28 protein-coding genes are annotated in these 24,813 nt (G+C 53.4%); 16 read left to right on the top strand and 12 right to left on the bottom strand.

The window, feature by feature from the left end:
* Window positions 1-103: 103 nt before the first annotated feature.
* Together RHJ02_RS09885 and accD are read right to left on the bottom strand one after the other, a co-directional pair.
* The gene (locus RHJ02_RS09885) at window positions 104-1,963 is read right to left on the bottom strand and encodes a serine/threonine phosphatase (RefSeq protein WP_310800178.1); all 1,860 of its coding nucleotides are present in this window, start codon (window positions 1,961-1,963) and stop codon (window positions 104-106) included.
* A gap of 119 nt (window positions 1,964-2,082) precedes the next feature.
* Window positions 2,083-3,006, bottom strand: coding sequence for an acetyl-CoA carboxylase, carboxyltransferase subunit beta (accD, locus tag RHJ02_RS09890; RefSeq protein ID WP_206200021.1), 924 nt, complete (start codon window positions 3,004-3,006; stop codon window positions 2,083-2,085).
* A gap of 235 nt (window positions 3,007-3,241) precedes the next feature.
* Here accD and rseP point away from each other — a divergent pair, with 235 nt between their 5' ends.
* The 5 genes from rseP (at window position 3,242) to RHJ02_RS09915 (ending at window position 7,796) form a co-directional block, all read left to right on the top strand.
* A complete protein-coding gene (gene rseP, locus RHJ02_RS09895) occupies window positions 3,242-4,348 on the top strand; it encodes an RIP metalloprotease RseP (protein WP_310742986.1) in 1,107 nt (368 codons plus the stop codon).
* Between the two features lie 8 nt (window positions 4,349-4,356).
* On the top strand, window positions 4,357-5,025 hold the full coding sequence (gene nth, locus RHJ02_RS09900) for an endonuclease III (RefSeq protein ID WP_206200023.1): 669 nt from the start codon (window positions 4,357-4,359) through the stop codon (window positions 5,023-5,025).
* Between the two features lie 10 nt (window positions 5,026-5,035).
* A complete protein-coding gene (locus RHJ02_RS09905) occupies window positions 5,036-5,665 on the top strand; it encodes a Uma2 family endonuclease (protein WP_302678195.1) in 630 nt (209 codons plus the stop codon).
* Window positions 5,662-6,420 carry a hydroxyacylglutathione hydrolase gene (gloB, locus tag RHJ02_RS09910; RefSeq protein WP_310800576.1) on the top strand — a complete coding sequence of 253 codons (759 nt, stop codon included), beginning with the start codon at window positions 5,662-5,664 and terminating at the stop codon, window positions 6,418-6,420. Before RHJ02_RS09905 ends, gloB begins: the two co-directional genes overlap by 4 nt.
* A 62-nt stretch (window positions 6,421-6,482) precedes the next feature.
* Entirely contained in the window at window positions 6,483-7,796 is a 1,314-nt protein-coding gene (locus RHJ02_RS09915) for a hypothetical protein (RefSeq protein ID WP_310800179.1), read from the top strand.
* Here RHJ02_RS09915 and RHJ02_RS09920 read toward each other — a convergent pair.
* From RHJ02_RS09920 to RHJ02_RS09935, 4 genes are read right to left on the bottom strand one after another with little or no spacing between them, the layout of a single operon-like run.
* Entirely contained in the window at window positions 7,793-9,361 is a 1,569-nt protein-coding gene (locus tag RHJ02_RS09920; protein ID WP_310742988.1) for a trypsin-like peptidase domain-containing protein, read from the bottom strand. The genes RHJ02_RS09915 and RHJ02_RS09920 overlap by 4 nt on opposite strands.
* A 53-nt stretch (window positions 9,362-9,414) precedes the next feature.
* Entirely contained in the window at window positions 9,415-10,296 is an 882-nt protein-coding gene (locus RHJ02_RS09925) for a 3'(2'),5'-bisphosphate nucleotidase CysQ (protein WP_286649962.1), read from the bottom strand.
* The gene (locus RHJ02_RS09930; protein ID WP_286627024.1) at window positions 10,293-10,826 is read right to left on the bottom strand and encodes a GIY-YIG nuclease family protein; all 534 of its coding nucleotides are present in this window, start codon (window positions 10,824-10,826) and stop codon (window positions 10,293-10,295) included. Before RHJ02_RS09930 ends, RHJ02_RS09925 begins: the two co-directional genes overlap by 4 nt.
* Window positions 10,823-12,259 carry a cache domain-containing protein gene (locus RHJ02_RS09935; protein ID WP_286627026.1) on the bottom strand — a complete coding sequence of 479 codons (1,437 nt, stop codon included), beginning with the start codon at window positions 12,257-12,259 and terminating at the stop codon, window positions 10,823-10,825. Before RHJ02_RS09935 ends, RHJ02_RS09930 begins: the two co-directional genes overlap by 4 nt.
* 78 nt (window positions 12,260-12,337) lie before the next feature.
* Here RHJ02_RS09935 and rodA point away from each other — a divergent pair, with 78 nt between their 5' ends.
* From rodA to RHJ02_RS09955, 4 genes are all read left to right on the top strand, one after another.
* Complete coding sequence (gene rodA / locus RHJ02_RS09940) at window positions 12,338-13,612, top strand: rod shape-determining protein RodA (RefSeq protein ID WP_286627028.1); 1,275 nt, start codon at window positions 12,338-12,340, stop codon at window positions 13,610-13,612.
* Between the two features lie 54 nt (window positions 13,613-13,666).
* On the top strand, window positions 13,667-13,834 hold the full coding sequence (locus RHJ02_RS09945; RefSeq protein WP_149819048.1) for a DUF3285 domain-containing protein: 168 nt from the start codon (window positions 13,667-13,669) through the stop codon (window positions 13,832-13,834).
* 20 nt (window positions 13,835-13,854) lie between these two features.
* Complete coding sequence (ybeY, locus tag RHJ02_RS09950) at window positions 13,855-14,343, top strand: rRNA maturation RNase YbeY (RefSeq protein WP_286627029.1); 489 nt, start codon at window positions 13,855-13,857, stop codon at window positions 14,341-14,343.
* A 128-nt stretch (window positions 14,344-14,471) separates the two neighbouring features.
* Window positions 14,472-14,924 (top strand): diacylglycerol kinase family protein, encoded by a 453-nt coding sequence (locus tag RHJ02_RS09955; RefSeq protein WP_286627031.1) that lies wholly within the window; start codon window positions 14,472-14,474, stop codon window positions 14,922-14,924.
* A gap of 23 nt (window positions 14,925-14,947) precedes the next feature.
* Here the strand turns inward: RHJ02_RS09955 and ychF are convergent, their stop codons facing one another.
* From ychF to RHJ02_RS09980, 5 genes are all read right to left on the bottom strand, one after another.
* Entirely contained in the window at window positions 14,948-16,039 is a 1,092-nt protein-coding gene (ychF, locus tag RHJ02_RS09960) for a redox-regulated ATPase YchF (RefSeq protein ID WP_286627033.1), read from the bottom strand.
* A 235-nt stretch (window positions 16,040-16,274) separates the two neighbouring features.
* Window positions 16,275-17,690, bottom strand: coding sequence for a type I glutamate--ammonia ligase (glnA, locus tag RHJ02_RS09965; RefSeq protein ID WP_286669055.1), 1,416 nt, complete (start codon window positions 17,688-17,690; stop codon window positions 16,275-16,277).
* 109 nt (window positions 17,691-17,799) lie between these two features.
* Window positions 17,800-18,297, bottom strand: coding sequence for a DUF2085 domain-containing protein (locus RHJ02_RS09970; protein WP_149819059.1), 498 nt, complete (start codon window positions 18,295-18,297; stop codon window positions 17,800-17,802).
* A 168-nt stretch (window positions 18,298-18,465) separates the two neighbouring features.
* A complete protein-coding gene (locus RHJ02_RS09975; protein WP_286669056.1) occupies window positions 18,466-19,824 on the bottom strand; it encodes a glycosyltransferase family 1 protein in 1,359 nt (452 codons plus the stop codon).
* Between the two features lie 59 nt (window positions 19,825-19,883).
* Window positions 19,884-20,960 carry a glycosyltransferase family 4 protein gene (locus RHJ02_RS09980; RefSeq protein ID WP_149819063.1) on the bottom strand — a complete coding sequence of 359 codons (1,077 nt, stop codon included), beginning with the start codon at window positions 20,958-20,960 and terminating at the stop codon, window positions 19,884-19,886.
* Window positions 20,961-21,303: 343 nt separating this feature from the next.
* Here RHJ02_RS09980 and RHJ02_RS09985 point away from each other — a divergent pair, with 343 nt between their 5' ends.
* The 7 genes from RHJ02_RS09985 to RHJ02_RS10015 are packed head-to-tail and all read left to right on the top strand — an operon-like array spanning window position 21,304 to window position 24,536.
* A complete protein-coding gene (locus RHJ02_RS09985) occupies window positions 21,304-22,173 on the top strand; it encodes a branched-chain amino acid ABC transporter permease (RefSeq protein WP_149819065.1) in 870 nt (289 codons plus the stop codon).
* Complete coding sequence (rfaE2, locus tag RHJ02_RS09990; RefSeq protein WP_149819067.1) at window positions 22,157-22,702, top strand: D-glycero-beta-D-manno-heptose 1-phosphate adenylyltransferase; 546 nt, start codon at window positions 22,157-22,159, stop codon at window positions 22,700-22,702. Before RHJ02_RS09985 ends, rfaE2 begins: the two co-directional genes overlap by 17 nt.
* On the top strand, window positions 22,678-23,385 hold the full coding sequence (locus RHJ02_RS09995; protein ID WP_286669057.1) for a GUN4 domain-containing protein: 708 nt from the start codon (window positions 22,678-22,680) through the stop codon (window positions 23,383-23,385). The genes rfaE2 and RHJ02_RS09995 overlap by 25 nt, the downstream gene beginning before the upstream one ends.
* 45 nt (window positions 23,386-23,430) lie before the next feature.
* On the top strand, window positions 23,431-23,826 hold the full coding sequence (locus RHJ02_RS10000) for a Spy/CpxP family protein refolding chaperone (protein ID WP_310800180.1): 396 nt from the start codon (window positions 23,431-23,433) through the stop codon (window positions 23,824-23,826).
* 4 nt (window positions 23,827-23,830) lie between these two features.
* Entirely contained in the window at window positions 23,831-23,989 is a 159-nt protein-coding gene (locus RHJ02_RS10005; RefSeq protein WP_310453753.1) for a hypothetical protein, read from the top strand.
* The gene (locus tag RHJ02_RS10010) at window positions 23,982-24,110 is read left to right on the top strand and encodes a hypothetical protein (RefSeq protein ID WP_255521451.1); all 129 of its coding nucleotides are present in this window, start codon (window positions 23,982-23,984) and stop codon (window positions 24,108-24,110) included. The genes RHJ02_RS10005 and RHJ02_RS10010 overlap by 8 nt, the downstream gene beginning before the upstream one ends.
* Entirely contained in the window at window positions 24,111-24,536 is a 426-nt protein-coding gene (locus RHJ02_RS10015; protein ID WP_206200042.1) for a hypothetical protein, read from the top strand.
* On the opposite strand, the gene RHJ02_RS10020 is transcribed toward RHJ02_RS10015, so the two are convergent.
* A complete protein-coding gene (locus RHJ02_RS10020; protein ID WP_206201682.1) occupies window positions 24,454-24,756 on the bottom strand; it encodes a carbon dioxide-concentrating mechanism protein CcmK in 303 nt (100 codons plus the stop codon). The two genes, RHJ02_RS10015 and RHJ02_RS10020, sit on opposite strands and share 83 nt — an antisense overlap.
* Window positions 24,757-24,813 lie beyond the last annotated feature (57 nt).

A 24,813-nucleotide genomic window follows, 5' to 3' on the forward strand; every position in this document is an offset into this window, starting at 1 on the left:
TATGTAAAAAACTTGCTAATGAGGATAGTTTTATCCTCAGGGACTATTTTAAGTGCGATCAAGGCAATGTACCACTTGGTAAAGTGTCTGCTGGAGATACTGTCTAAAATAGGGCGTTAAGAACAGAGCGCAATTTGAAGCGGAGGGCGATCGCCGTCAAGTTATCGTGGCCATTGACTTGATTTCCAATATCAATGAGTTTATGAAGCGACTGATTGAGGGGGAGACTAAAATCCAGCATTGGCAGCAAATGGCTAATAATGTGGGTTTCGAGGCAGCGGTTATCGGAAAGGCCATCGGAGCAAAGCAGAATCAGGGTGTCTTCTTCGATGTCCAAGTCTATAACCTCAGGGGCAATGGCTTCATTGCTGCGGGGGCCAAGGGCTTGGGTGAGTTGATAGGCATCGGGACGACCGTAGGCAATTTCAGGCTCTACCCCTTGTTGAATCAGGCGTTGACCGACTTCGTGATCAATGGTGAGTTGTTGCAGTCCTTGGCGTTTGGTGAAGCGGTAAATGCGACTATCACCGACATGGCCAAGGCGTAGGTGGTAGTTATGCAGTAGAGCCATGACAAGCGTGGTCCCCATGCGACCACTGCCGGTTTTCCCTTTTTGATCATTAGTGGCAAAAATGACTTCATTGGCACGGTAAATAGCGTTGCGTACTTCCTCCGCACTCGGCAGTTCTCCCTGCCACGGCCAAGTCTGCTCGAAGTATTCATGAACAGTTTTAGTGGCAAGGGAACTGGCAATTTCACCTTCTGCATGCCCCCCCATGCCGTCACAGAGCACGTATAGTCCCTGAACATCCAACTGCTGCCCCTGGGGGGTGAGACGCACTTGCTGCCGATGATCAATCAGGTAAAAATCCTCGTTGTGGTGGCGATCGCGCCCGGTGTCTGTCTGGGCAGCAACATCCACTTGAACCAGTTGCCGCGGTAAGAGGGCAGTGGGTGCATCCTCAATAGCGGTATGGTCCTCTTCTGGTGATTCTGATGAGAGGGTGATGTCTGGCAGTTCATTAATCAAGTCACCCGTACTTTCACCTGTCTCCTCCTCAAAGTCTGGCAGGGGTTCACTGCGCAGGGTGGAGGCGAGAGAGTCGAGCAACATCTGAATTTCTGAGATTTTCTCCAGAGGAGCCGTGCTCAAGGAGACCAAGAGCGGCATAAAAACGGCTTGACGACGACTAGAGGCATGGCGAAATAACTCTTCCCAAACAGTAACGAGGCTGGGGGGTGGCGTGGGTCGCTCAAAGGTTTTCACTAGGGGCAAGGTGAAGTCCAGTTGATGCAGCCGCAATTGATCGTCAGGGTTGACGGCTAAATTCCTAACTGTGAGCAAGGAATAATGGCAGTGCCACGGTTCTAGAGTCTTCCACAGCTCAATCATGTCCTCTAGGTACTGGAAAATTTGCTCATCGGAAATGTTGTCGTCTTGCCAGACATCTTGCAGAGGGCGCGCTGTGTGATCGTAGTCGAGAATAATGCCGTGGCAGTAGTTGGCCGGTAAGTTGCTTGTGGAAACGGTATCTAGCCACGCATCGTGAATGGCTGGAATGGTTTCGGGATAGACAAGGTGCAAGGCAAGGTAGGCGATCGCCACCGCACTGAGGTCAGGGTATTGAGCTTGCAAATGGGGAATGACCACACTGGGGTCGAGAATGTTTAACCCCTGTGCCCAATCCTGAGCCGTTTCGCGGAGGGCTTCTAAGAGCGTCGGTTTCTCAGGCTGTAGATCCTGCACCAGTTGGGGCAAATCACAGGCGTAACGGTGATCCCAGCGTTGGTAGCGGTGCTGGGGGTCAAAAAAGACAGCGGCATTGGGAGGATTGGTGTCCTGCTCAAACACAGTGCCCTCAGAGTTACAGTTGGGGACAGCCAAAATGGGGTGATCGGTATAGGCAGGATAGAGAACGCCCCACCAAAGTTTGAGGTTTTGATCAGTTTGAGCGGTAGGCATTAGAGCAGGTGAGCCAGCAAAGACAGCACAGTGACGACCACCCCTTGCGGTGTGGGAGCGGTATCCCCTATTGTATAGCGATCGCCCTAGGACAACCCTTGATCTGGGGGTTGCTGCTGTTATTCCTCAGCCATTGCCATCACAGGAAATGATTTGGGCAGCAGGGTCGAGGAAACATGACGCGTCACCGGTTGATGTAAACGAATTAACTGTGCCAAAGTTGACTTCAGGTGAGTCCGCGGCACAATCACATCCACAAAGCCGCATTTCTGGACAAATTCGGCGGTTTGGAAGTCATCGGGGAGTTTTTCCCGCAGCGTTTGCTCAATAACCCGCCGCCCCGCAAAGGCGATCGTTGCTTTTGGCTCGGCAATGATAATATCCCCTAACATGGCAAAGCTAGCCGTCACGCCCCCAGCAGTGGGATGGGTCAAGACGGGGATATATAGCAGACCTGCACTGCGATGCCGTTCGAGGGCAGCAGCCGTTTTCGCCATTTGTACCAAGCTGAGCATCCCTTCTTGCATGCGGGCACCGCCAGAGGCACAGACAATCACAAGGGGAATCTGCTCCCAAGTGGCCCGTTCAATCAGGCGGGTGATTTTCTCGCCGACCACGCTGCCCATGCTACCGCCCATGAAGGCAAAGTCCATCACCCCCAAGGCAACTGGCAGACCCTCGAGTTGGCCGAGGCCGGTTTGCACGGCATCCTTGAGACCGGTTTTCTCTTGATATTCCCGCAGGCGATCGCTATAGGGCTTGCGATCCTTGAATTGTAAGGGGTCACAACTGACCAAATTTTCATCGAGGGGGCGCCATGTGTGGGGGTCAATCAGTTGTTGGATACGCTCACTACTGCTGACGCGATGGTGATGGCCGCACTCTGGGCACACCAGTTGATGGCTATGCAGATCCTTGCTGTAGATCATGACGCCACAGGCTTCGCACTTTGTCCAGAGACCATCAGCGATCTCCCGCTCTGGCTGCATGGGGGTCAAGGCGGTTTCTTTACGGCGATTTGCAAACCAATCAAATAAAGACATTGTAGAAAATTCCCTTTAACGTTGAGGTCTCAAATAGCACGTTTGTATGGGTCTCTCTCAGGAGCGTCCACTAAGAATAATTACTTATCATCCCACTTTGTTGCATTTTTGCAATATATCGCACAAGTTTGAGAAATGATGCAAGGGGCTGTGGCGAGATCACCGATCCAAGGGGAAGTTCGGTGTCACAATAAAAGGGAGTTAACAATTCGCAGCGTAGCACTGGGTTGAATCTATGTCCATGGTTGCAGTCGTGGTGGCGATCGCCATCCTAGGAATCTTGATTTTTGTCCATGAGTGGGGGCACTTTATCGCTGCCCGCAGCCAAGGCATTCATGTCAACCGCTTTTCCATCGGCTTTGGCCCGATCCTCTGGAAGTTTCAAGGCAAGGATACCGAGTATGCCCTGCGCCTAGTTCCCCTAGGGGGCTATGTGGGATTCCCAGACGATGACCCCAATAGCAGCGTTCCCGCCAACGATCCCAATCTCCTGAGCAACCGGCCGATTTTGGATCGCGCCATTGTCATCAGCGCGGGGGTGATTGCCAACTTGGTCTTTGCCTATTTGCTACTGCTGGTGCAAGTGGGCGTCATGGGCATTAGTCAGGCCACCTACTATGAGGGTGTCCTCATTCCCGCCCTTGTCCCGGAAAGTAGCCTTGTGGCCACCAAAGCGGGCATTCAACCGGGGGACTTGGTGTTAGCGGTGGATGGCCAACCCTTGGGTGCCGATGCCAATAGCTTACCAAACCTGATGCGAGCCATTCAGCAGCATCCGCAGCAACCCCTGACACTGACGATTCAACGTCAAGGACACATCCAAGAGATTACCGTCACGCCAGAGGTGAGTGAGGATGGTCAAGCCCGGATTGGCGTTCAATTAGCCCCCCATGCCGACATTCACCGTGAACACACCTTAAACCCGATTAAATTAGTCACGGCGGCTGCGGCGGAGTTTCAGCGGGTGATTGTGCTGACCCTAGAGGGGTTTCGCGAACTTTTCCAGCATTTTGATCAAGCGGCTCAACAGGTCTCTGGACCGGTGGCGATCGTAGCGATGGGCGCGGATATTGCCCGCTCCAATGCTGAACAGCTCTTTACCTTTACCGCCTTGATCAGTATTAACCTTGCAATTATTAATATTCTGCCCTTTCCAGCCCTTGACGGCGGTCAACTGCTCTTTTTACTGGTGGAAGCGCTGCGGGGTCGTCCCTTACCCAATCGCATTCAAGAGGGCGTCATGCAAACGGGGCTGGTGTTGCTCCTTGGACTGGGGATGTTCCTCATCGTGCGGGACACCGTGAACCTCACGGGCTTGGGCTGGGTGCAGCAACTCTTTTAAGTCCACCTATGGCTATTACCCGTCGCCTCTCCGCCAAGCAACAACGGGCCTTGGAAATTCTCACCCGCCTCAAACGCCTCTATCCGGATGCCACCTGTAGCCTCAACTTTGCCAATCCGCTGCAACTGCTGGTAGCCACGATTCTCTCTGCCCAATGTACGGATGAGCGGGTGAATCAAGTCACACCGGCGCTGTTTGCTCGCTATCGCGATGCCGAGGACTTTGCCATGGCTGATTTGGCTGAGCTAGAACAGTACATCAAGTCCACTGGTTTTTATCGCAACAAAGCCCGCCATATCCAAGGCGCCTGCCGCCGCATTGTCGAAGTCTATGGGGGTCAAGTGCCCAAGGTGATGGAAGATTTGCTTTCACTGCCGGGGGTAGCTCGCAAAACAGCCAATGTGGTTCTTGCCCATGGCTACGGCATTTTGGGGGGAGTGACGGTGGATACCCATGTCAAGCGGCTGAGCCGGCGGCTGGGGCTGACCCAAGAAACGGATCCCGTGAAAATTGAGCGGGACTTAATGCGCCTGATTCCCCAGCCCGATTGGGAAAACTGGTCAATTCGCTTGATTTACCATGGCCGCGCCGTTTGCCAAGCGCGCCAACCCCAGTGCGAAGGCTGTGAACTCATTGATTTGTGTGCCACAGGTGGGAAGCTGATACCAAAGTCATAGGGGATTTGCCATGAAAACCCTAACCACAACTACGGGCGAACAGCGTGTCACGCTCCACGGCCTCACTTGGCAGCAGTACCAAGAGATTCTTAATGCCCTGCCGCAAACCCGTGCTGCCCACTTGATATTTGATCGCGGAATCCTTGAAATTACGATGCCCCTTGAAGAGCATGAGTTTGCCAGTGAGCTAATGGGTCTATTTTTGCGCATTCTGGTGGTGGAAACAGGACTGCGGCTGCGATCGCTGCGCTCAACAACCCTGTGGCGACCGGATCTGAAGCGAGGAGCAGAACCAGATAATGCCTATTACATCCACCATCAACCACAGGTGGCTGGCCGCAGCATTGATCTGAGCATTGATCCACCGCCTGATTTAGTGATTGAGGTGGACATGACCCATACCGATATCGATAAAAACCAGCTGTATGCGGCCTTGGGGGTACCGGAGCTATGGCGGTACAATGGTCGGGAATGGCAAATTTTCCAGTTGTGGGACGGATGCTATCAGGGGTGCGATCGCTCCCCTTTGTTTCCATGGGTGCCCAAGGAATGCCTTTATCGCTTCTTGGCAGAGGCCAAAATGGATGAGGTAGAGGCAGAGAAAAATTGGCGACGCTGGGTACAGGAACAACGGCCATGATGATTTATCGCCTCAATGCCCTTACAGATAACTACATTTTTTTGCTCCATGATCCGCAAACGGCGACAGCGGCAGTGGTGGATCCGGCAGAGCCAGAACCTGTTCTTGCCAAATTAGCGGAATTGAGAGCAACACTGACGGCAATCTTCAATACCCACCACCACTGGGATCATGTGGGGGCCAATCGTGCCCTGCGATCGCGCTTCCCCAATATCGAAGTCTATGGCAGCCGCGAAGATCAAGGCCGCATTCCAGAGCAAACGGTTTTTCTTAGTGCCGGCGATCGCGTGCCCTTTGGCGAACATGCTTTTGAGGTGCTGTTTGTTCCCGGCCATACCCGCGGTCACATTGCCTACTATGAGCCAGCAACGGGCGATCTGTTTTGCGGTGATACCCTCTTTGGCGGTGGCTGTGGTCGTCTTTTTGAGGGGACACCGGCACAGATGTTGGAGTCTTTGAATCAACTGCGGCAATTGCCGGAGCAAACGCGGGTCTGGTGCGCCCACGAATATACCCAAAAGAACCTCAGCTTTGCCCTGACAGTGGATGCCAATAATCCTGCCCTGCAAGAGCGCTATGCTCAAGTCTGTCGCGATCGCGCCCAAGGAAAAAGCACGATTCCCAGTACGATTGGCGTTGAAAAGGCAACGAATCCTTTTTTACGCTGTGAAGTCAGCACCATTCAAGCAGCAGTGGGGGCAACCACACCCCTCCAAACCTTTACACGGTTGCGGGGTAAACGGGATCAATACTAGGTGCCTATTGAGCACCTCAGAACGCTAATCTAGTTTTATATTCCTCTACCCCCAAAGCTGCGATGGCAGTTTCCTATCAGAGTCGCTTCTTGAGCTTTTGGCAACAGCAATGGCACCGTTGGCAGCAACACTGGCAACGCCAACTATGGCAAATTGAAAGCAGCCTCAGTGGCACGCTGCAAGTGATTGGCGCCATTCTGGCACAGGTTTGGCAGCGGGGACTCCCCCAACTCATGGGCAGCGTCTCTCGAATGCGTCAACGCCTCCTAGCGCAACCCACAGCGGCACCCCCTGCCGATGAAGCACTGCTAACCGTGATGTCTGCCCTCTCCCTGACGAAAGGGGAGGATGACTCTTGGGTGGTGGCGATCGCCCCCATTGCCCGTCCACTTCCTTGGTGGCAGCGCTGGATTGCTAGTGTGCAACGCTGGTTTCAACCCCAGTCCAAGACGTTACCACCACAGGATGCACCTTTGGCACAGCGGCAGCCCTTTTACCTTGCCTGCGATCGCGCCGCAAAATCCCTATTGCTTGTGGATGAGGCTGCCCGTCCCTTGAAAATCTTCACCGCCACAGAACAGCGGCAAATTGAGCAACGCATTGCCTATGCCTTGGCAGTGTACTATCAGCACCTTCGGCAGTGGTATCGGCGACGGCATCACTGGCTCTGGGGTTGGCAGCAGCGATCGCTCAAAGCAGGCTCTAACCCACCGTCCTGTTTGGTGGGCAATTTTCTAAGGCAACTTCAGTTAACAGATGCTAGTGAAGGGGATTTAGTCCTACCCCCAGTGTCTCCCCTAGCCGCTGTCTTCCATTGGTTGCGATCGCGCCTTCCCTTCGGCCGCAAAAATACGCTGTCCCAAGTGCGGGTGCAGGGGATTGCCACCCTTCTAGAAACCCAGCAGATGGTGCTCATCGGCAGCGATAACGAGATTCTTTATACCCTCACCCCTGCCCAACAGGCGCAAGTTCTGGCTTGGATTGAACGCCATCTCAACCCCTTCAAGCTGCCCTTCCCAGACTGGCTGAGTCAACTCTCCTATTGGCTAGGGGGATTCCAACCTCCAGTGGTGGCAGCCGTAAATTCACCGCTATTGGCGGCTACGGATCCTTTGCCAGTCTTTTCTCCCGTGGAGACCCTTCTTAGCCTAGGCAGTCGCTCTGATTCCCTAGCCCATTCGCCACCCTCAGAAACTGCGGCCACCAGTGTCCCTCCAAATCCAGAGCAGTTAATTCTTGATGTGGATGCTGCCCTGATTGGCTATGAACTCCACTGGTTTGAACGCCTCCTGCTGTGGTGCGATCGCCTGTTTCTCTGGATTGAAGAACACCTGATTCGTTTCGGTCGTTGGCTCTTGCAGCAGTGGCAACGCTAGCGGTTCTCAATCTGACGAATTGCCTCCATCATTTCGTTGTAGGACTGCATATTCCCCTGTTGGCGATAGAGTTCAGCGGCTTGGCGCAGATCCGGTAGGCTCGCTTTGGGGTTCTGTTCAAGGAGATACGTTACACCCCGCACCGCAAAGGGGATGGGATCTTTGGGGGTAAGTTGCGTCAAGGCTGTCCAACTGGGGCGACTGAGGGCATAGTCTCCCATGAGAAAAGCCGCAATTCCCCGCAGCAAATGATAGTCGGTGCTCTTGGGATTGGCGGTAATGAGACGATCAAACACGGGGATACTGCGGCGAAAATCGCCACTGAGAAACAACGCCAAGGATTGAATCATTTGCAGATCGCTGTTGTTGGGACTGAGGGCAAGGGCGCGATCGCTATCCGCAACGGCAGTACCAAAGTTGCCGAGGAGCAAATTCAAAAAGCTACGGATGCCATAGGCTTCGGTGTACTGGGGATTGAGGGCGATCGCCTTGGCAATGTCCTGCTGAATCGTGCCGGGGCGTTCAGCCATATTGCGGACAAACGTATCCAGCATGGGGGTGGGCGGGTGGGGGGGAAAGGCATCCTTGAGAATAGGGTTGCCTTGGGTCAGACGACTCAGGTACTTGGTTCCCAGTTCTTCACCGAGCTGATTAAAGTCTTGGTGAGGCACAAGGGCAAACATTTGCGCCACGGCCCGTCCCAGATAGGCTTCACTGTAGTTAGGATTAAGGGCGATCGCCTGGCTATAGTTGTCAATGGCGGCGGCAAAATTCTTGCGTTGGAAGTGCTCCTCAGCGGCGAGGAAATAGTCCGCTGCCTTCAGGGGGGTCGGGGCAGGCAGAGCCGTGGTTTCCCGCGACGGTGTGGTCAAACTCAAGTAGGTATTGATGGGAATGCCGAGATTAAAGCCGCGTTTCACAAAGACAGTACTGGAGCCACTGCCCTCCTGCACAAGGGTAGAAGCAATATCGGCACTGCCATGAACCCCAATTAAACGGCCATTTTCATCGAGGACAGGGCCGCCACTCATCCCCGGCAAGGTGGGATTGCTATAGACCAAGGCATAGCCATCTTGAATCGGACGCGAGGCATTGGCCGTCAACCGCCCCTCGGTAAATTGGTAAATGCCCCCCAGAACCGAGGCCTCCTGAGCAGGAAAACCAGCCACAAAAACGGGCATGCCCTCCACTGCCTCTACGGCGTTTCCCAGTGTGGCAAGGGTGTAATCGCGGTTGCTTTCAATTTCCAGCGTGGCCAGATCAACACCGGGCAAGCGACGAATGGAGTTGGGTTGCATGGCATAGCGCTGACCATCAACCGTTTTCACCGTGTACTGGCCGGCCTTTTCAACCACATGGTAGGCGGTGAGGATAACGTAGGTACTGCCCTTGCGCTGCAATAGGATACCTGAGCCATGGCTGTTGGTACCTTCAATGAGCACAGTGATATTTTTGGCAATGCGGGCAACTTCTGTAACGCTCACCCCTTGAGCCGGAAAAGGCTGAGCAATATGGACGGTGGCGATCGCCATTCCTACCAATGACCAACTGTGCCAGCGCCCCATCGGGATGCCTCCAAGCAGACTCTAGCCCCACGATAGCCTATTTCTCAGAGATGCTAGGTAGAGCCAAGGGACAGTTGAACGGCGGTAATCGCCTCCACCAAGGGCGATCGCAAGGCAGCGATATACTCTGGCCAGCCAATGAGAATTGGTTGCTGATGGGCAAGGGTCTGTCCCTGTAACCCCGTAGCATCAAAGCGCAAGGGATTTCCCTGCAAGTCGGTGCACACCAAACCTGCTGCCGTTGCTAAAGCCAAGGGGGCAGTGGTGTCCCAGAGCTTCACCCGCTGATTTAAGTAGAGGTAGAGTCCCGCCCGTCCCAAAATCACTTCAATCACCTTGAGGCCAAAACTGCCCAGAAAGCGAAATTCCACTTGGGGCAACACCCGATGAATTGCATCGCCGTAGGTGCGGTAGTCGCGATAGCCAATCATGATCGGGCAATGGTCTTCATTAGGAGAGGGCGGGCAAACGGGTAAGAGGGGGACAGGGGGGCCACCACTGCTCATCTGAAAGAGTCCCCAATCTTTACCGCCATAGTAGAGGTGATCCAGATTGGGAGCATAGATCCAACCCGCCACTGGACTGTAGTGCGCCAGCAGGCCCACCATGAGGGCGTAACCTTGGCGATGGTGAATCAGATCATCCGTGCCATCGAGGGGATCAATCAGCCAGTAGCGATTTTTCGGTTCTTGAAAGATCGCTTGGGAGTCAGCATTTTCTTCGCTGATGATGCCATCCTCAGGAAACCAAGCGCGAAATTTCTGACTTAGCAGCCGATCCAAGAAGCGATCAATACTGGTGGCAAAGTCTTGGCGTCCCTTTTCAATGACCTCAAAGGGTTGCTGTGCCAGTTGCCGTGCCCGCTGCCCCGCTTGGCGCAGAAGTTGATTGATTTGCCAGATTTGGCTAGAGGTCAGGGGGGGAGAAGTCATCATTTGAGGTCCAGCCGTCCACTTTCCTTCAGTTTGGCGTTAAAGACCAGCGGCTCCTGTAGCGATCGCTGCTTTAGCTGTTCCAGAATTGCTGCTTCAACCCGCCGCGCCACCTGTTTTAGCAGTTTCGGTTGCGTCAATGGATCGGCACTTGCCCATGCAGTGCGTTCGGCCTCGGTCATTTGCTCCCTGACATCAATGGCATTTTCCCACTGGGGGCGATCGCGATCGTTGCCGAGGGGGACGGTTCCCAATTCCGCTAGCCACTGTTGTTTTACAGCTTCTAGCCACGGGCGATCGGGACGTTCGATGGCGATCGCCTTATAGCCACGACACTGCTGCGGACAACGCACAAGGTGTTGCAGCAAACTCAGTCGCATATCCCGCGAATAGCCAATATACTGTACGCTGCCAGTGGCATCAAAAATGGCATAGAGACCGATCGCCCCCTTAAGATCCGGTGCTACCCGACCTGAACCATCAATGTAGGGATGGAAGGGCAATTCAGCCAAAGTCGGCGCAGGAAAGCTCATGTTGGCAGGGGTGGCTCATCTTTGCGTGCTTCACCCTCAGTATGCCCTATCTGTGGATGTGTGGCAGGAGTGGGAGATTTGGTATGGGCCCTTTGGCGCAATTGTTGTGCCCGTTGGCGCAGTTCTTGAAAGTAGTCGGTGCTGGTAATTTCGGCAACGGATTTCTTTCGCTTTTCTTGGTCAATTTCGATTTTTAGTTCACTCAGTTCCTCCTCCAGTTGATCTTGGCGCTGCTCTACCGCCTGTGCCATGTCCAAAAAGACTTGGGCAAGTTCTGCCATATCATCACTCCCTTGAGCATAGTGCCTGAGAACTCTGGGATTAAACTCGTTAAACTGGTCATGCTTGAGGGCGTGGGCAGCACTGACAAGGGCACGAATCGGCTTAGTAATCGAACGAGCCACAATCAGGGAAATGAGAATGACCCCAACACCAACAAAGAAAAGACTGAGGAAACCTTGGGTCGCCAACCGCTCTAAGGGCGCTAGAAACTCGCTCAACCGTACACTGACCACAACAACGCCCTGATGACGGGTCAGGGGCGCATAGGCATAGATATAATCGGCATCGCCTCCGGAAGAACGACTGGCGAGGAGAGCACCGACCTCTTTTGATTTGGCCTTGAGAAAGACATTGCGCAAGGTGTAGCTGCGATCTGCCACTGTGGGAATGGGTTGAGGTGATGTCAAGAGAAAATATTGGTCGCGAATCTCGGGGGGGAGTGGTTCAATGCTATGCAAATTCAGGTAAGGATTTGTGGTGCTCAGAATCAGACCGTGATCATCAATGAGAAAAGATTCACCGTGAATATCGGGCACTAGGTAGGTCACGATGTCTTTGACTGCGGTCGCTTGTAGAGGTAGTAGAACTGCTCCCAATCGTTCATTATTGCTATCAATAATCGTTTGGAAGACAACAAACAGGGGTCGCTCAGTGATCGCGCTATTGATTTTGACCCGAGAAATGAAGTAGTCTGCTGTTGCCGACTGCTGCCAGAGGGGGGTGTTCTTGTAGTCTAGCCCCAGACGGGTACGCCGTGTCCCTGCGATCGCTTGGCCCTCACGGTTGAGGAGAATCACCTGATAATAGGCTGGGTTCAGGTTCTTGACATCTTCGAGGAAGTTATTCATCGTCGCTTGCTCGATGGCACTATGGCTCCCACGCCTCAGGAAATACCGTACGTCACTGTCATTGGCTACCAAGAGAGCATCATTGAGGGCATCCTGAAACAGCTGATCAAGGGAACGGGCTTTGCTGATCGCCAGCAGTTGCAGGGCATCAATTTCCCAACGCTTCATCATTTCAGCGCTTTCAGTTTGGTTGTAGAGCACCACCATCCCCATCGGTAATAGGGAAATCAGCAGCATCACCAGCAGCAGCCGCCCCGAAATTGACCACAAAAGCCTTGACCAACCCTGTCGCCACCGAAGCATGGATCCACTCAAGCTAGAATGGGAATCTTGATCAAACCACCACTGTTCCAGCCTAGTGCGAACGAAGGATATTGGGCGATGTTTTGGACAACTCGGCTATGGCAACGCCGCTGGTCTGCTTGGCTCCACCCTTGGCGGGGGATGGATTGGCTCCTTTTAATTGCCGTATGGCTGATTACGCTGTTGGGGGCAGTGGCCATTCACAGTGCCGAGCTGCACATTGGCGAAAAGGATGGCTTCCAACATCTGGCGATCGCGGGCGTGGGGACGATTTTGCTTTTCCTACTGGCACGGGTGCCGACATCGGTCTTTATCTCAGTCCATTGGTGGGTCTATGGTATCAGTTGTGCCCTTCTACTGGCTGTGAGCTTATTTGGTGTGGAAGCTAACGGTGCCCAAAGTTGGCTGCCCATTGCGGGCTTTAACCTCCAGCCTTCAGAATTTGCCAAAATCTCGATCATCCTCACCCAAGCTGCCCTTCTCCAGCGGGTGCCTGCCAATGGCCTCAGGGGTATTCTACGGGTGTTTGCGGCAACGGTCTTGCCCCTAGGGTTGATTTTATCCGAACCTGATTTGGGGACCTCCCTTGTCTTTGGCGCCATCACCTTGGGCATGCTCTATTGGGCCAATGCCCGTTTGGGCTGGATTGTGCTGATGCTCTCTCCTTTGGTGGCGGCCATTCTCTTTGCCCTACCGCTGCCCTATGCACTCAATCTGGTGCTGTGGTTCCTGTGGACATTAGGGATGGGGGTTGTGGCATGGCAAAACCTGCCCTTGGGGTGGATTGGGGCGATCGGCGGCATTGTTCTGAACCTTTCAGGGGCAGGACTGGGTCAATTGCTGTGGAGTGTTCTCAAGGACTACCAAAAAGACCGCCTCTTAATGTTTTTAGATCCCGATAAGGATCCCTTGGGGGCGGGCTATCACCTGATCCAATCCCGCATTGCCATTGGTGCGGGTGGACTGTGGGGGCGAGGGCTGTTTCACGGCACGCAGACACAATTGGGGTTTATCCCTGAGCAGCACACGGACTTTATTTTCTCCGCCATCGGTGAGGAATTAGGCTTTTTGGGGGGGCTGCTGGTTTTAGGACTGTTTTGGTTGATTGGCCTGCGGCTATTGCAAATTGCCAATAGCGCCCGCAATGATTTTGGCTCGCTCCTAGCCATTGGTCTCTTTGCAATGCTGATGTTCCAAGCGGTGGTCAATATCGGCATGACCATGAACCTATTTCCTGTGACGGGTATTCCCTTGCCCTTCCTCAGCTATGGCCGTTCTGCCCTTTTGGCAACCTATATTGGTTTGGGGCTAGTGCAATCGGTGGCCAATCATTGCCCGCGATCGCGCTACTGAAGTCAAGCACCCTTTGTTAAAATTCATGAAGATTGCCCATAGCAGTGAAATCCCATGAGCGAGTCCCCAGAACCCACGCCCTCCCCTGTCGAGCAGCCCAGTTATGTCAAATTGGCCATGCGGAACATGGTACGCAAGGGGGGCAAATCTCTGACCCATTTTGCCCTCACCAGTATCGGTCTGTTGGCGTTGTTGGTGGGCTTGTCCTACCTCACCCGCTAGTGAGAACACAGCAAAAACAAATGACGGTTACCGTCTATCTAGAACTTCACGATCCTTCCCTGAGCAATGAGGTGGCAGAACTTCCTTGGCAAGTGTGGTTTCGCACGTGGATTGCCATGGTTGAACCAAACCAAGGTAAGGCCTATGAGGTAACACTGCGTTTAACGACGGATGCTGAAATTCAGGTGCTTAATTATCAGTATCGCGATCGCGACACCCCTACGGATGTACTCGCCTTTGCCACCCGTGACTACGGGCTTCCTCTGCCCCCTGCAGAACCAGAGTACCTAGGGGACATTATTATTTCTGGCGACACCGCCCGAAAGCAAGCCAGAGAAGGGGGGTATTCTCTATCCATAGAAGTGACTTGGCTGGCTTGCCATGGCCTCCTCCATCTTTTGGGCTGGGATCATCCCGATGAGACGCAATTGGCGCGCATGCTTGCCCAGCAGGCTGAGTGTCTTAGGGCAGTGGGTCTTGCCCCTCCCTATTCTCCCGATGATCCATAGGAACGAAATCCCAAAGGATGTGCTTAAATGGAAGGCGTTAACAGCCAAATTTTTTGAAAAACTTTTTAAGGTGTATGGAATCCAGCGTCAACACTTAAAGACCAATGTTTGGTGTGATGGGTAACGTTATGACACAAAAAGTTCTTGCCACCTACGCTGAGAAAACATCAGGGATAACCATACTGCGACAGCGCTCCTACCGTGTGGCGCCCTCTTTACTGAATAGTTTCCGTTATGCATGGGCGGGAGTGGTCTATGCCTTTCAAACTCAGCGCAATTTTCGGATTCACACCGCAGTTGGTCTTAGCGCGATCGCCCTCAGTGGTTTGCTAAAACTTCCCCCCGTTGAGGTGGCAGTGATTTTGCTCACGATTGGTGTTGTCATGGGGCTAGAGCTGCTGAATACGGCTCTTGAAGCGGTGGTGGATCTCACCGTTGGTAAGCAATATCATGATCTCGCTCGCATTGCCAAGGATTGTGCCGCTGGTGCGGTTCTGCTCAGCGCGATCGCAGCGGTGGGGGTGGCGATGGCCTTAATTGTGCCGCCCTTGGTTTATCCGATTGTGGGAACGTTGCTATAAACTTGTCATCCAATCAGGAGGGGCTAAACATTAAAGCGGAAGAGCATCACATCCCCCTCCTGCACAACATAATCTTTACCTTCACTGCGGACTAGGCCTTTTTCCTTAGCCACCGTCATGGACTGACAGGCCACTAGGTCTGCGTAGCTCACCGTCTCAGCGCGAATAAAACCCCGCTCAAAGTCACTGTGAATAACGCCTGCGGCTTGGGGGGCTTTGGCACCCGCTGGAATCGTCCAGGCTCGAGTTTCCTTAGGCCCTGTAGTAAAAAAGGTTTGCAGACCCAGCAACTTGTAGGTTGAGCGAATCAGCGATCGCAAGCCCCCTTCAGTGACCCCCAAGCTAGCAAGATATTCAGCGCGATCGCCCTCGGGCAAATCCACAAGTTCAGCCTCCACCTGAGCAGAGACAATCACCACCTCCGCCCCCTCCTGCTGGGCAATCTCCTGAACCGCCGCTGTCCATTCATTGCCAGTGGCCAAATCCTGCTCAGCCACATTAGCGGCATAGATCACGGGCTTACGGGTGAGCAATCCCAGAAAGCGAATGGCGGCTTCTTCGTCCTCCGTCAGTTGACACAGACGAGCAGGCTGTCCCTCATTGAGCACGCCAAGGAGCTTTTCAAGAGCCGTGAGTTCAATCTGTGCCTCTTTTTGCGATCGCGCTGCCTTACGGGTACGTTCAATCCGTTTTTCAATTTGCGCTAAATCCGCAAGGGCAAGTTCTAAGTTAATGACCGCAATATCCTCGACAGGATTGACGCGACCTGCCACGTGGACAATATCCTCATCTTCAAAGCAGCGCACCACGTGCACAATGGCATCCACCTCGCGAATATTGGCCAAGAACTGGTTGCCCAATCCTTCCCCTTTGCTGGCTCCCTTCACCAAACCCGCAATATCCACAAACTCTACCCGTGTCGGCACGATCTGCGCTGATTGGGAAATTTTTGCCAATACATCCAGCCGTTCATCGGGGACGGCCACCACACCGACATTGGGTTCAATCGTACAAAACGGAAAATTGGCCGCCTCGGCCTTGGCATTGGCCACAAGGGCATTAAACAGCGTTGATTTGCCCACATTCGGTAGGCCGACAATTCCCGCGCGTAACATCAGACCCTACAACCTCATTCTCAAGGGAAGACATTTCCCAGCCATTGCACCCAAAAATGGGAAGGTTAATTTTCAATAACACTCCAACTTATCAGAAATTCCAGCCCTAGGCAACTACGGGCACACTCAAAACCGCTGTCAGAGAAGAATCGGCAACAAAAATAAAAGAGGCAACCCTTGATGAGTGCCTCTAAGTGCTCTGTGCCTAAATGGGAGGCTCTAGGGATTCACTGCCCTAGGCATCAAAGTAGAGGGTGAATTCATAGGGGTGAGGACGCAGGGACATGGGAATCACTTCTGTGTCCAGCTTGTACTGAATCCAGTTGAGGATAAAGTCTTCGCTAAAGACACCGCCCGCTGTGAGGAAGCTATGATCCTTTTGCAGGTTTTCCAGAGCCGCCATGAGTGAACCGGGGGTGGAGGGAATTTTGGCCAGTTCTTCGGGGCTGAGGTCATAGATATCAACATCCAAGGGGCTACCCGGATCAATTTGATTCTTGATGCCATCAATGCCCGCACACAGCATCGCCGCAAAGGCAAGGTAGGGGTTACTTGTGGCATCGGGGCAACGAAACTCTAGGCGCTTCGCTTTGGGATTGGGACCAGTGAGAGGAATCCGCACAGAGGCAGAGCGGTTGCCTTGGGAATAGGCAAGGTTCACGGGGGCTTCAAAGCCGGGAACCAGTCGTTTGTAGGAGTTCGTTGTCGGGTTGGTAAAGGCCAACAGCGCTGGGGCGTGTTTGAGAAGACCCCCAATATACCAAAGTGCAATTTGGCTCAAATTGGCGTAGCCCTCACCCCAAAACAGCGGTTGACCATCTTTCCAAATCGACTGGTGAGTGTGCATCCCCGAACCGTTGTCGTTGAAGACGGGCTTGGGCATAAAGGTTGCCACTTTACCGTGCTTGCGGGCAACGTTCTTGACGCAGTACTTATAGGTCATCAGCCAGTCGGCAGCTTGAATGAGAGTGCCAAAGCGGAAACCCAACTCGCACTGACCTCCTGTGGCCACTTCGTGGTGATGTTTTTCAATGGGCACACCGCACTTGGCCATCGTTAAGAGCATTTCTGTCCGCAGGTCTTGCAGTGTATCCGTCGGCGCAACAGGGAAGTAGCCCTCTTTGCCACGGATTTTGTAGCCAAGGTTGCCCCCTTCTTCTTCGCGGCCAGTGTTCCAAACACCTTCAATACTATCAACGTAGTAGTAGCCAGACTTTTGGTTTTGGTCGTAGCGAACGTCATCGAAAACAAAGAACTCGGCTTCGGGGCCAAAGTAGGCCGTATCACCAATGCCGGTGGCTTTTAGGTACTCAATGGCACGGGTGGCAATGGAGCGCGGGCAGCGATCGTAGAGTTCTCCGGTGCGTGGATCTTTGATGGTGCAAATCATGCTCAGGGTGGGTTCTTTCATGAAGGGGTCTTCCCACGCCGTATCCGGATCCGGCACCATCACCATGTCGGATTCGTTGATCGCTTTCCAACCGCGAATACTGGAGCCGTCGAAGGGCACACCCTCGGTAAATGAACTTTCGTCAATTTGGCTCTTGTGAACCGTCAGGTGTTGCCACGTGCCGGGCATGTCAATAAATTTCAAGTCGATTAGCTCGTACTTGCTGTTGATCAAATTCAAGATTTCTTGGGGCGTTGCCATGTATAGGTTACTCCTTCTGTATTGGGCGCACCACAGCGACAATCTATGGTAGAAAGTTGCCCCAGTTAATTTTTGTATCGGAGGCTACCAAAATTTCGGTGTTTGCTCCCTAGCGGGAGGTAGCAAGGCGCTGTTTGGGATATAACAGGGGCATGATCAGTAATCCCAAGCCCAGTCCCGCGATCGCCCCAAAGGGAAAGACAATCCAATTGGAATAGCCCCAGACGCCATAGTGTTGCAGTGCCCACTCAAGGGGATAAAACAGCATTAACAACACCGCCACTAAAAAGCCCCCCAGACCATACTGCGGCAGCCAGTACCACTCGCGGGCAGTGGTGGAACGCTCAATCCACCAACGGGTGAGGAGAACGCCCAGAAGGGTGCCATAGCAGCGCATACACACCGCCATTTTCCAAGGGGGAGCGAGCATCAAGCCCATTTCTGGCTGCGGACATACATGATTGCCCATCGTGTAGATAATGTGGGCAATTTTAGGCAAGAAAAGAAAATGACTAGCGGCCAAGAAAGGCGCAAACAAAGGACCTAGAATCAGTGCCGCCAGAATGACATCAGGCCATAGGGGAAAAAGCGATCGCCACCGCACCATTGGATGTTAGAAATGATACAAAATGATAAACAACCCCCTAGAATTTAACAAATTGTTCACAGCAAGGGCAATCAGTAATTGGGCAGAGCGGCGAGATAGAGATGATCCCTCCACACGGGAATGCTGCTTAATCTTGTCCTCAACCACTCTGCCACGTCATTAAGAAGCTTAGGAGGCTAAGGCCGCCTTAGTCACGGTTGTCAGTGAGGCTGTGTTCTTAACCGTCTCTAAGCGCGGTGAATTCCCCATGAGGGAGGCAGCAAAGAGTTGCCGGTACAGTTGCCCCATCTGGAGGGCGATCGCTTCCCAGTTGAAGAGGGTTTGCACCCGCTCGCGGCCATTTTCCCCAAGGGTACGCGCCCAAGCTGGATTAGCCAAGATACGCTGAATGGCCTTGGCCAAGGCGGTGGCATCCTGAGGCGGCACCAGCAACCCTGTTTCCTCGGGAATCACCGTGAATTGCAGGCCCCCAACCGCAGAGGCAATCACCGGCGTGCCACAGGCCATCGCTTCAATGGCCACCAAGCCAAAGGGTTCATAGTAGCTGGGCACAACGCAGACATTGGCAGCACTGTAGTAAACCGCCAAGCGCTCATGGTCAATTTGCCCGACAAAGGTCACGCGATCGCCCAAGTTGTACTCCTGCACTAATCCTTCAATGCGCCGCCGTTCGGCACCATCACTGCGCTGCGGATCACTCCCCCCCACAAGCAGTAACCGCCCTTGGGGCACTTGAGCCATCGCTGCCACCAGCGTTTCAATCCCTTTGCGGCGATCAAAGCGACCCACATAGAGCACAATCGGCTCATCGGCAGGCAAATTCAGTTGGGCACGGGCATCGGCCACGGGGTAAAAGAGATGCAAATTCGTGCCACAGGGAATCAGACGTGTTTGCCCTGCCTTGGAGACCCAACGCCGTAGGTAGGCTTCCTCTTGGGGGCTAGTCACAATCACACAGTCGGCATTTTCAAGGATGGCTTTTTCCACCATGAGGCGGGTTTCATCCCGTTGGGCTTGCTCGGAAGCCACTTGATATTTGACAACCCCCAAGGAATGGTAGGTGTGCAGCCATTGGAAATTCAACTCCTGACGCAACTGCCAACCCACCCAGCCAGAGAGCCAGTAATTGGTGTGGATCAGGGGATAGCCATATTTGGCATGGTAAGCCTTGAAGGCTTCGACAAACTTCGGCAAGGTCTCAAAGAGTTTCTCACGCGGAATATAGGTCAGAGGGCCTGCCTCGAGGCGAATGGTGCGACAGTGGGGGCTATGTTCAATGACATCGGGGTCATCGGGATGGATTTTGCGGGTAAACATATCCACGTGCCACCCGGCTGCCGCGAGGGCTTCCCCCAATTGCCGTACATAGATATTTTGGCCGCCAGCGGATTCATGGCCGACATCAGCGGCGGGATCCCCATGCACAGAAATCAAGGCAATGGGTTGACGGGCAGGCACCTGCGGTTGGGGCATGGCAAACGCCCGAGGAAGTGTATTTTTTGCTGTACGGGTTGATAATGCTTGCATAAATACACCTTTTGAATAACGGTCAAAGAAACACTTTTGCACAGGGTTCAGGGATACACCTAACTGGCCAGCAGTTCAATCGTCCCCCTACGATGTCCATTATGGACAAAGGTGTCGGCGAGAACGGTATCATAGACTGCTTCATACTCGCTCACCATCCGTTCAACACTGAACCGCTGCCAAACATAGTCTCGACAGGCCATGCGATCCAGTTGCGGCACTTGGGCAACAGCCGCCACACATTCGTCAACGGAGTGACACAGAAAACCGGTTTTGCCGTGCTCAATCACTTCAGGCGCTGCCCCCTTGGCGATCGCCACCACTGGCGTACCGGCTGCCATGGACTCAATCATCACTAGGCCAAAGGGTTCCTGCCACGTAATCGGAAAGAGCATGGCGATCGCTCCACCTAGGAGAGCATTCTTGGTTGGATGATCTGCTTCGCCGATAAATTGGATCAATTCACCATCAATGTGGGGTTCAATCAATTCCTTGAAGTAGTCGCGATCCACCCGATCCACTTTGCCGGCCATCCGCAGGGGGATGCCCACTCGCTTAGCAATTTCAATGGCATGGTGAGGGCCTTTTTCCGGGGAGAGCCGTCCCAAGAAGGCCAAATAGGGTGGATCGCTGGGCTGGGAATAGAAGTGATGGGTTTCCACGGCAATGGCGTTATAGACCGTGGCAATGTAGTTCAAATCCCGTAGTTGCCGCTGGGAATGGGAAATACTGACATAGTTTTGGTTGCGATATTGGCTGAAAATGCGCTCATTATCCGTCGTAAAGCGACCATGGAGCGTGTGAACAACGGGTGTTTTCACCAGACTGGCGTAGGGTAAAGCCGTATAGCCCACATGGGAATGGATGACATCAAATTCATTGGCACGACTAAAGACTTCTCCCAGTTGCAGAGCTTCATAGACGGCATATTCCTGCACATTGGGATCGAGGCGAATGGCGTGGGGATAGGTAGAAACCAATTTGGCTTGGGTAATGGAATCGCCACTGGCAAACAGCGTGACCTCGTGCCCTCGCTTGACTAACTCTTCTGTGAGCAGACTCACCACCAACTCCACACCCCCGTAGGCTGGCGGCGGTACCCGTTCCCACAGGGGAGCGATTTGAGCAATGCGCATACAAGCCTCCTCGAACAATACGGTTGGTCACCGCTGCCTTGATGCTAATCGCGCGATTGACTCAGCAGCATGGCTGCCTCAACGGTACGCAATCTCACTGAAAAAGACCAAGGGGGTAAATCCCTACCTGAAACTTCGGGAATCCGTACTATTATTTGTTATTGTCGCTACATTTTGGCAGTATAAATCAAGATATAATCTTGGGTTTGGCTTGAAGCTTTCGAGATAGAACTCACTTTTTCCAGTGAGAGAAAATGCTCTCGTCTAAACCCCCCACTGATCGCTATTCTATGAGCAGGTGCTGCCCCTTTCACGTTTTCTCAAATTTTAGTCGCAATCGTTCATGGATATTCAACTGATTCAACTCTTTGTTAACGGATTGGCGGTGGGCAGTATTATTGCCCTCGCAGCAGTGGGTTTGACGCTCACATTTGGGATTTTGCGCCTGCCCAATTTTGCCCACGGCGACTTTATGACGGCGGGAGCCTACCTAACGCTGGTGGCTAATGCAACAGGACTGGATATTTGGCTCTCAATGGCGATCGGTGGCTTGGGAACGGCAGGGTTGATGCTCCTGAGTGAGAAGCTCCTGTGGCAGCCGATGCGCGATCGCCGCGCAACCTCAACAACTCTGATTATTATTTCCATTGGTCTTTCATTTCTGCTGCGCAATGCTGTGATTCTCATCTGGGGCAGTGAAAACCAAACCTATCGGCTGCCAGTGATGCCTGCCCTTGATTTTTGGGGCGTGAAAATTATTTACTCGAAGGTGATTGTCATGATTTTGGCGGTGGTGGCGATCGCCACTGTGCACTTGATCCTGCAACGCACCAAGGTGGGCAAAGCCATGCGAGCCGTAGCCGATGATCTCGACTTGGCGCGGGTTTCGGGGATTGATGTCGAGTGGGTGGTGCTGTGTACTTGGCTCTTGGCGGGGGTGCTCACGGGGGTGGCCGGGGGTCTCTATGGCCTGATTACCGCTGTGCGGCCAACGATGGGCTGGTTTTTGATCTTGCCCCTGTTTGCCAGTGTAATTCTCGGTGGCATTGGTAATCCCTATGGGGCGATCGCTGGCGCCCTGATTATTGGCGTGGCTCAGGAGATGAGTACCCTGATGATTCCTTCTGAATACAAGCTGGCCGTTGCCCTAGTGATCATGATGGCGGTGCTTTTAGTACGTCCCCAAGGGCTATTTCGTGGCACGCTCAGTTAGTGTTCTTAGGAGAAGTCCCCTGAACCTTTACACCCTTGAAGCCCTTGTGGCTACCATCAATGCTGCGCCCCAAGACTGGCGCCCTTTGGTGTTTACCAATGGCTGTTTTGACCTGATCCATGCGGGTCATGTCCGCTATCTGGCAGCAGCCCGTGCCCTGGGCAAACGCTTGGTGGTGGGCTTGAATAGCGATCGCTCCGTGGCAACTCTAAAGCCAAAACGGCCAATTATTCCCGAACAGCAGCGGGCAGAGGTGCTTGCTAGTTTACGATCAGTAGATGCGGTGGTGCTATTTAGCGATCGCACTGCCACGAGCCTGATCGAGGTTCTCCAACCGGAGATCTACGTCAAGGGGGGCGATTACCAACTGGAGACCCTACCGGAAGCGGCGGCTGTGCAGCGCTATGGTGGTCGCATTGAACTCATTCAAGTAGAGGTTCCCAGTTCGACAACGGCGATCGTCCAACGCATTTTAGAGTTGCATGGGGAGGAGTCACCGGGCGCATGGTCACCACAGAACCAGCCTTAGCCGATTTACGGGAGCAGTTGTACAACGGCAACGAAAAATCCCAACTGGCCGCCATGAGCACCCTGAGTACGGCAGGCAGTGAAGGCTATCACCTCTTGCAGGAATTCCTCAAAGACAGTGCCACCTTTTCCCCCCCACCCGCCCCTTGGATCCGCGGTCAGGCCTATCGTCTCCTATTCCACAGCCCAGAAGCCTCTGTGCAAGCCTTTTTGCAACAACACTATCCCCAAGGGGTGATCCCGCTGCGCTCCGATCGCGGGGTGGACTATCAGGAACTGGCTGAACTCCTGGTGGCCGAAAAATTTGAAGCCGCCGATCGCCTGACGACGCAAAAGCTCTGTGAACTGGCGGGTCCTTTGGCACAAAAACGCCGCTGGCTCTACTTTACGGAGGTGGAGCAATTCCCGATTGTGGATTTACAAACCATTGATCAATTGTGGCTCGCCTTTTCCTTGGGTCGCTTTGGCTATTCGGTGCAACGGCAACTGTGGCTAGGCTGCGGTCAAAACTGGGATCGGCTGTGGGAGAAAATTGGCTGGCGGCAGGGCAAGCGGTGGCCGCGCTATCCGAATGAATTTATCTGGGACTTGAGTGCCCCGCGCGGACATTTACCCCTGACCAATCAACTGCGGGGCGTACAGGTGATCAACGCCCTGCTCAATCATCCCGCTTGGACAGCCTAGAATGGGGGTAGCAACAAGCGTAGCAGCAGTGGTGAGGTGGCAGCGATGAAAAAGAATATTCAGCGATTCATGGTGGCGATCGCCTTGATTATTGGCATCAGTGGCACAGTCATTCCACCCCAAGTCGTGGCTCAAACCAGTGGCGGCCTATTGACTGCTGAGCAAATGAAAAAACTCAATCTCAGTGTTGAGCAAAAACAGGCCGTACTGCGGCTAACCCTGCGCACCAACGATCGCATCCTCAAGATCCTTGATCGCCACCAGCAGCGCATCTTTCGCAATGCCATCAAACAGGGGAAATCTACCGGTGAAGCCATGGACGCCGTTTCGTTGCGCCCTGATCAAAAGACACAACTCTCGAAGGTGATGCAGGATACCCGCGTCGAAATGCTGACAATTCTCACCCCTGAGCAAGTGAAGCAACTGCAAGGAGCCCGCTAGCGTTATGAACGTTTTTGTCCTCTGTACCGGTCGCTGCGGTTCGGTCACGTTTGCCAAAGCTTCCACCTTCATCACCAATTTCAGCAGTGCCCATGAGTCGCGGACATTCCTGCTCGGTGAGGTGCGTTTGGCCTACCCCGATCGCCACATTAGAAGTGGATAATCGCCTTTCTTGGTTTTTGGGACGACTCGATCAAACCTATGGCGATCGCGCCTACGACGTTCACCTGCGGCGGGATGACCTCAGTGTTGCCCGCAGCTACCGCCAGCGCTATGGCATCTAGATGATGAAAGCATACCGCGAGGGCATCTTGCTCAACTTGCCAGCCAATGCTGACCCCTTAGAGGTGTGTTTGGACGATTGCCATACGGTGAATAGCAACATTGAACTCTTTCTGCGGGACAAAACCCACAAAATGACGATTGATTTAGCGGACATTCAAACCGCTTTTCCTCAGTTTTGGGAATGGATTGGTGCTGAAGGGGATCTAGAGGCTGCCCTAGGTTGTTTTCAAACAAAGCATAATGCGGCTTACTTTATTCCAGCTACCGCCATTGATAGCCTAGTACGGTCAGTGCGACGGCTCCTACCTCAGCCGCCCATTCAAAACACCTTAAAAAAACACCTTAAAGTAGAAAATCCTCGGGTGGCTGCTGCGGGACTACAATCGGTAAAACCGGTTCGAGATTGCCATCGGGACGGCCAATAATCTGATGGGAAATGACCTCGTGGCCACTGAGCGATCGCGCTGCTCGAACTGCTGCATTCACGTCCGCCACCTCTCCCCGAATCACCACTGTCCAATAACCCGCACCAATCCCCTCACAACTGACAAGGGTAACCTGAGCTGCTTTGACCAAGGTATCGGCCACAGCAAGGGCTGCCGGGTACCCCAAGACCTGCACCATGCCCACCGCTTCTGCTGCCATTGCCATTCCCCCTTCCACGTCTCCCATATTTTAGAAAAGGGCTGTGCTTAAGCTAAA

The organism is Thermosynechococcus sp. TG215 (genome assembly GCF_031583455.1).
Taxonomy (GTDB): domain Bacteria; phylum Cyanobacteriota; class Cyanobacteriia; order Thermosynechococcales; family Thermosynechococcaceae; genus Thermosynechococcus.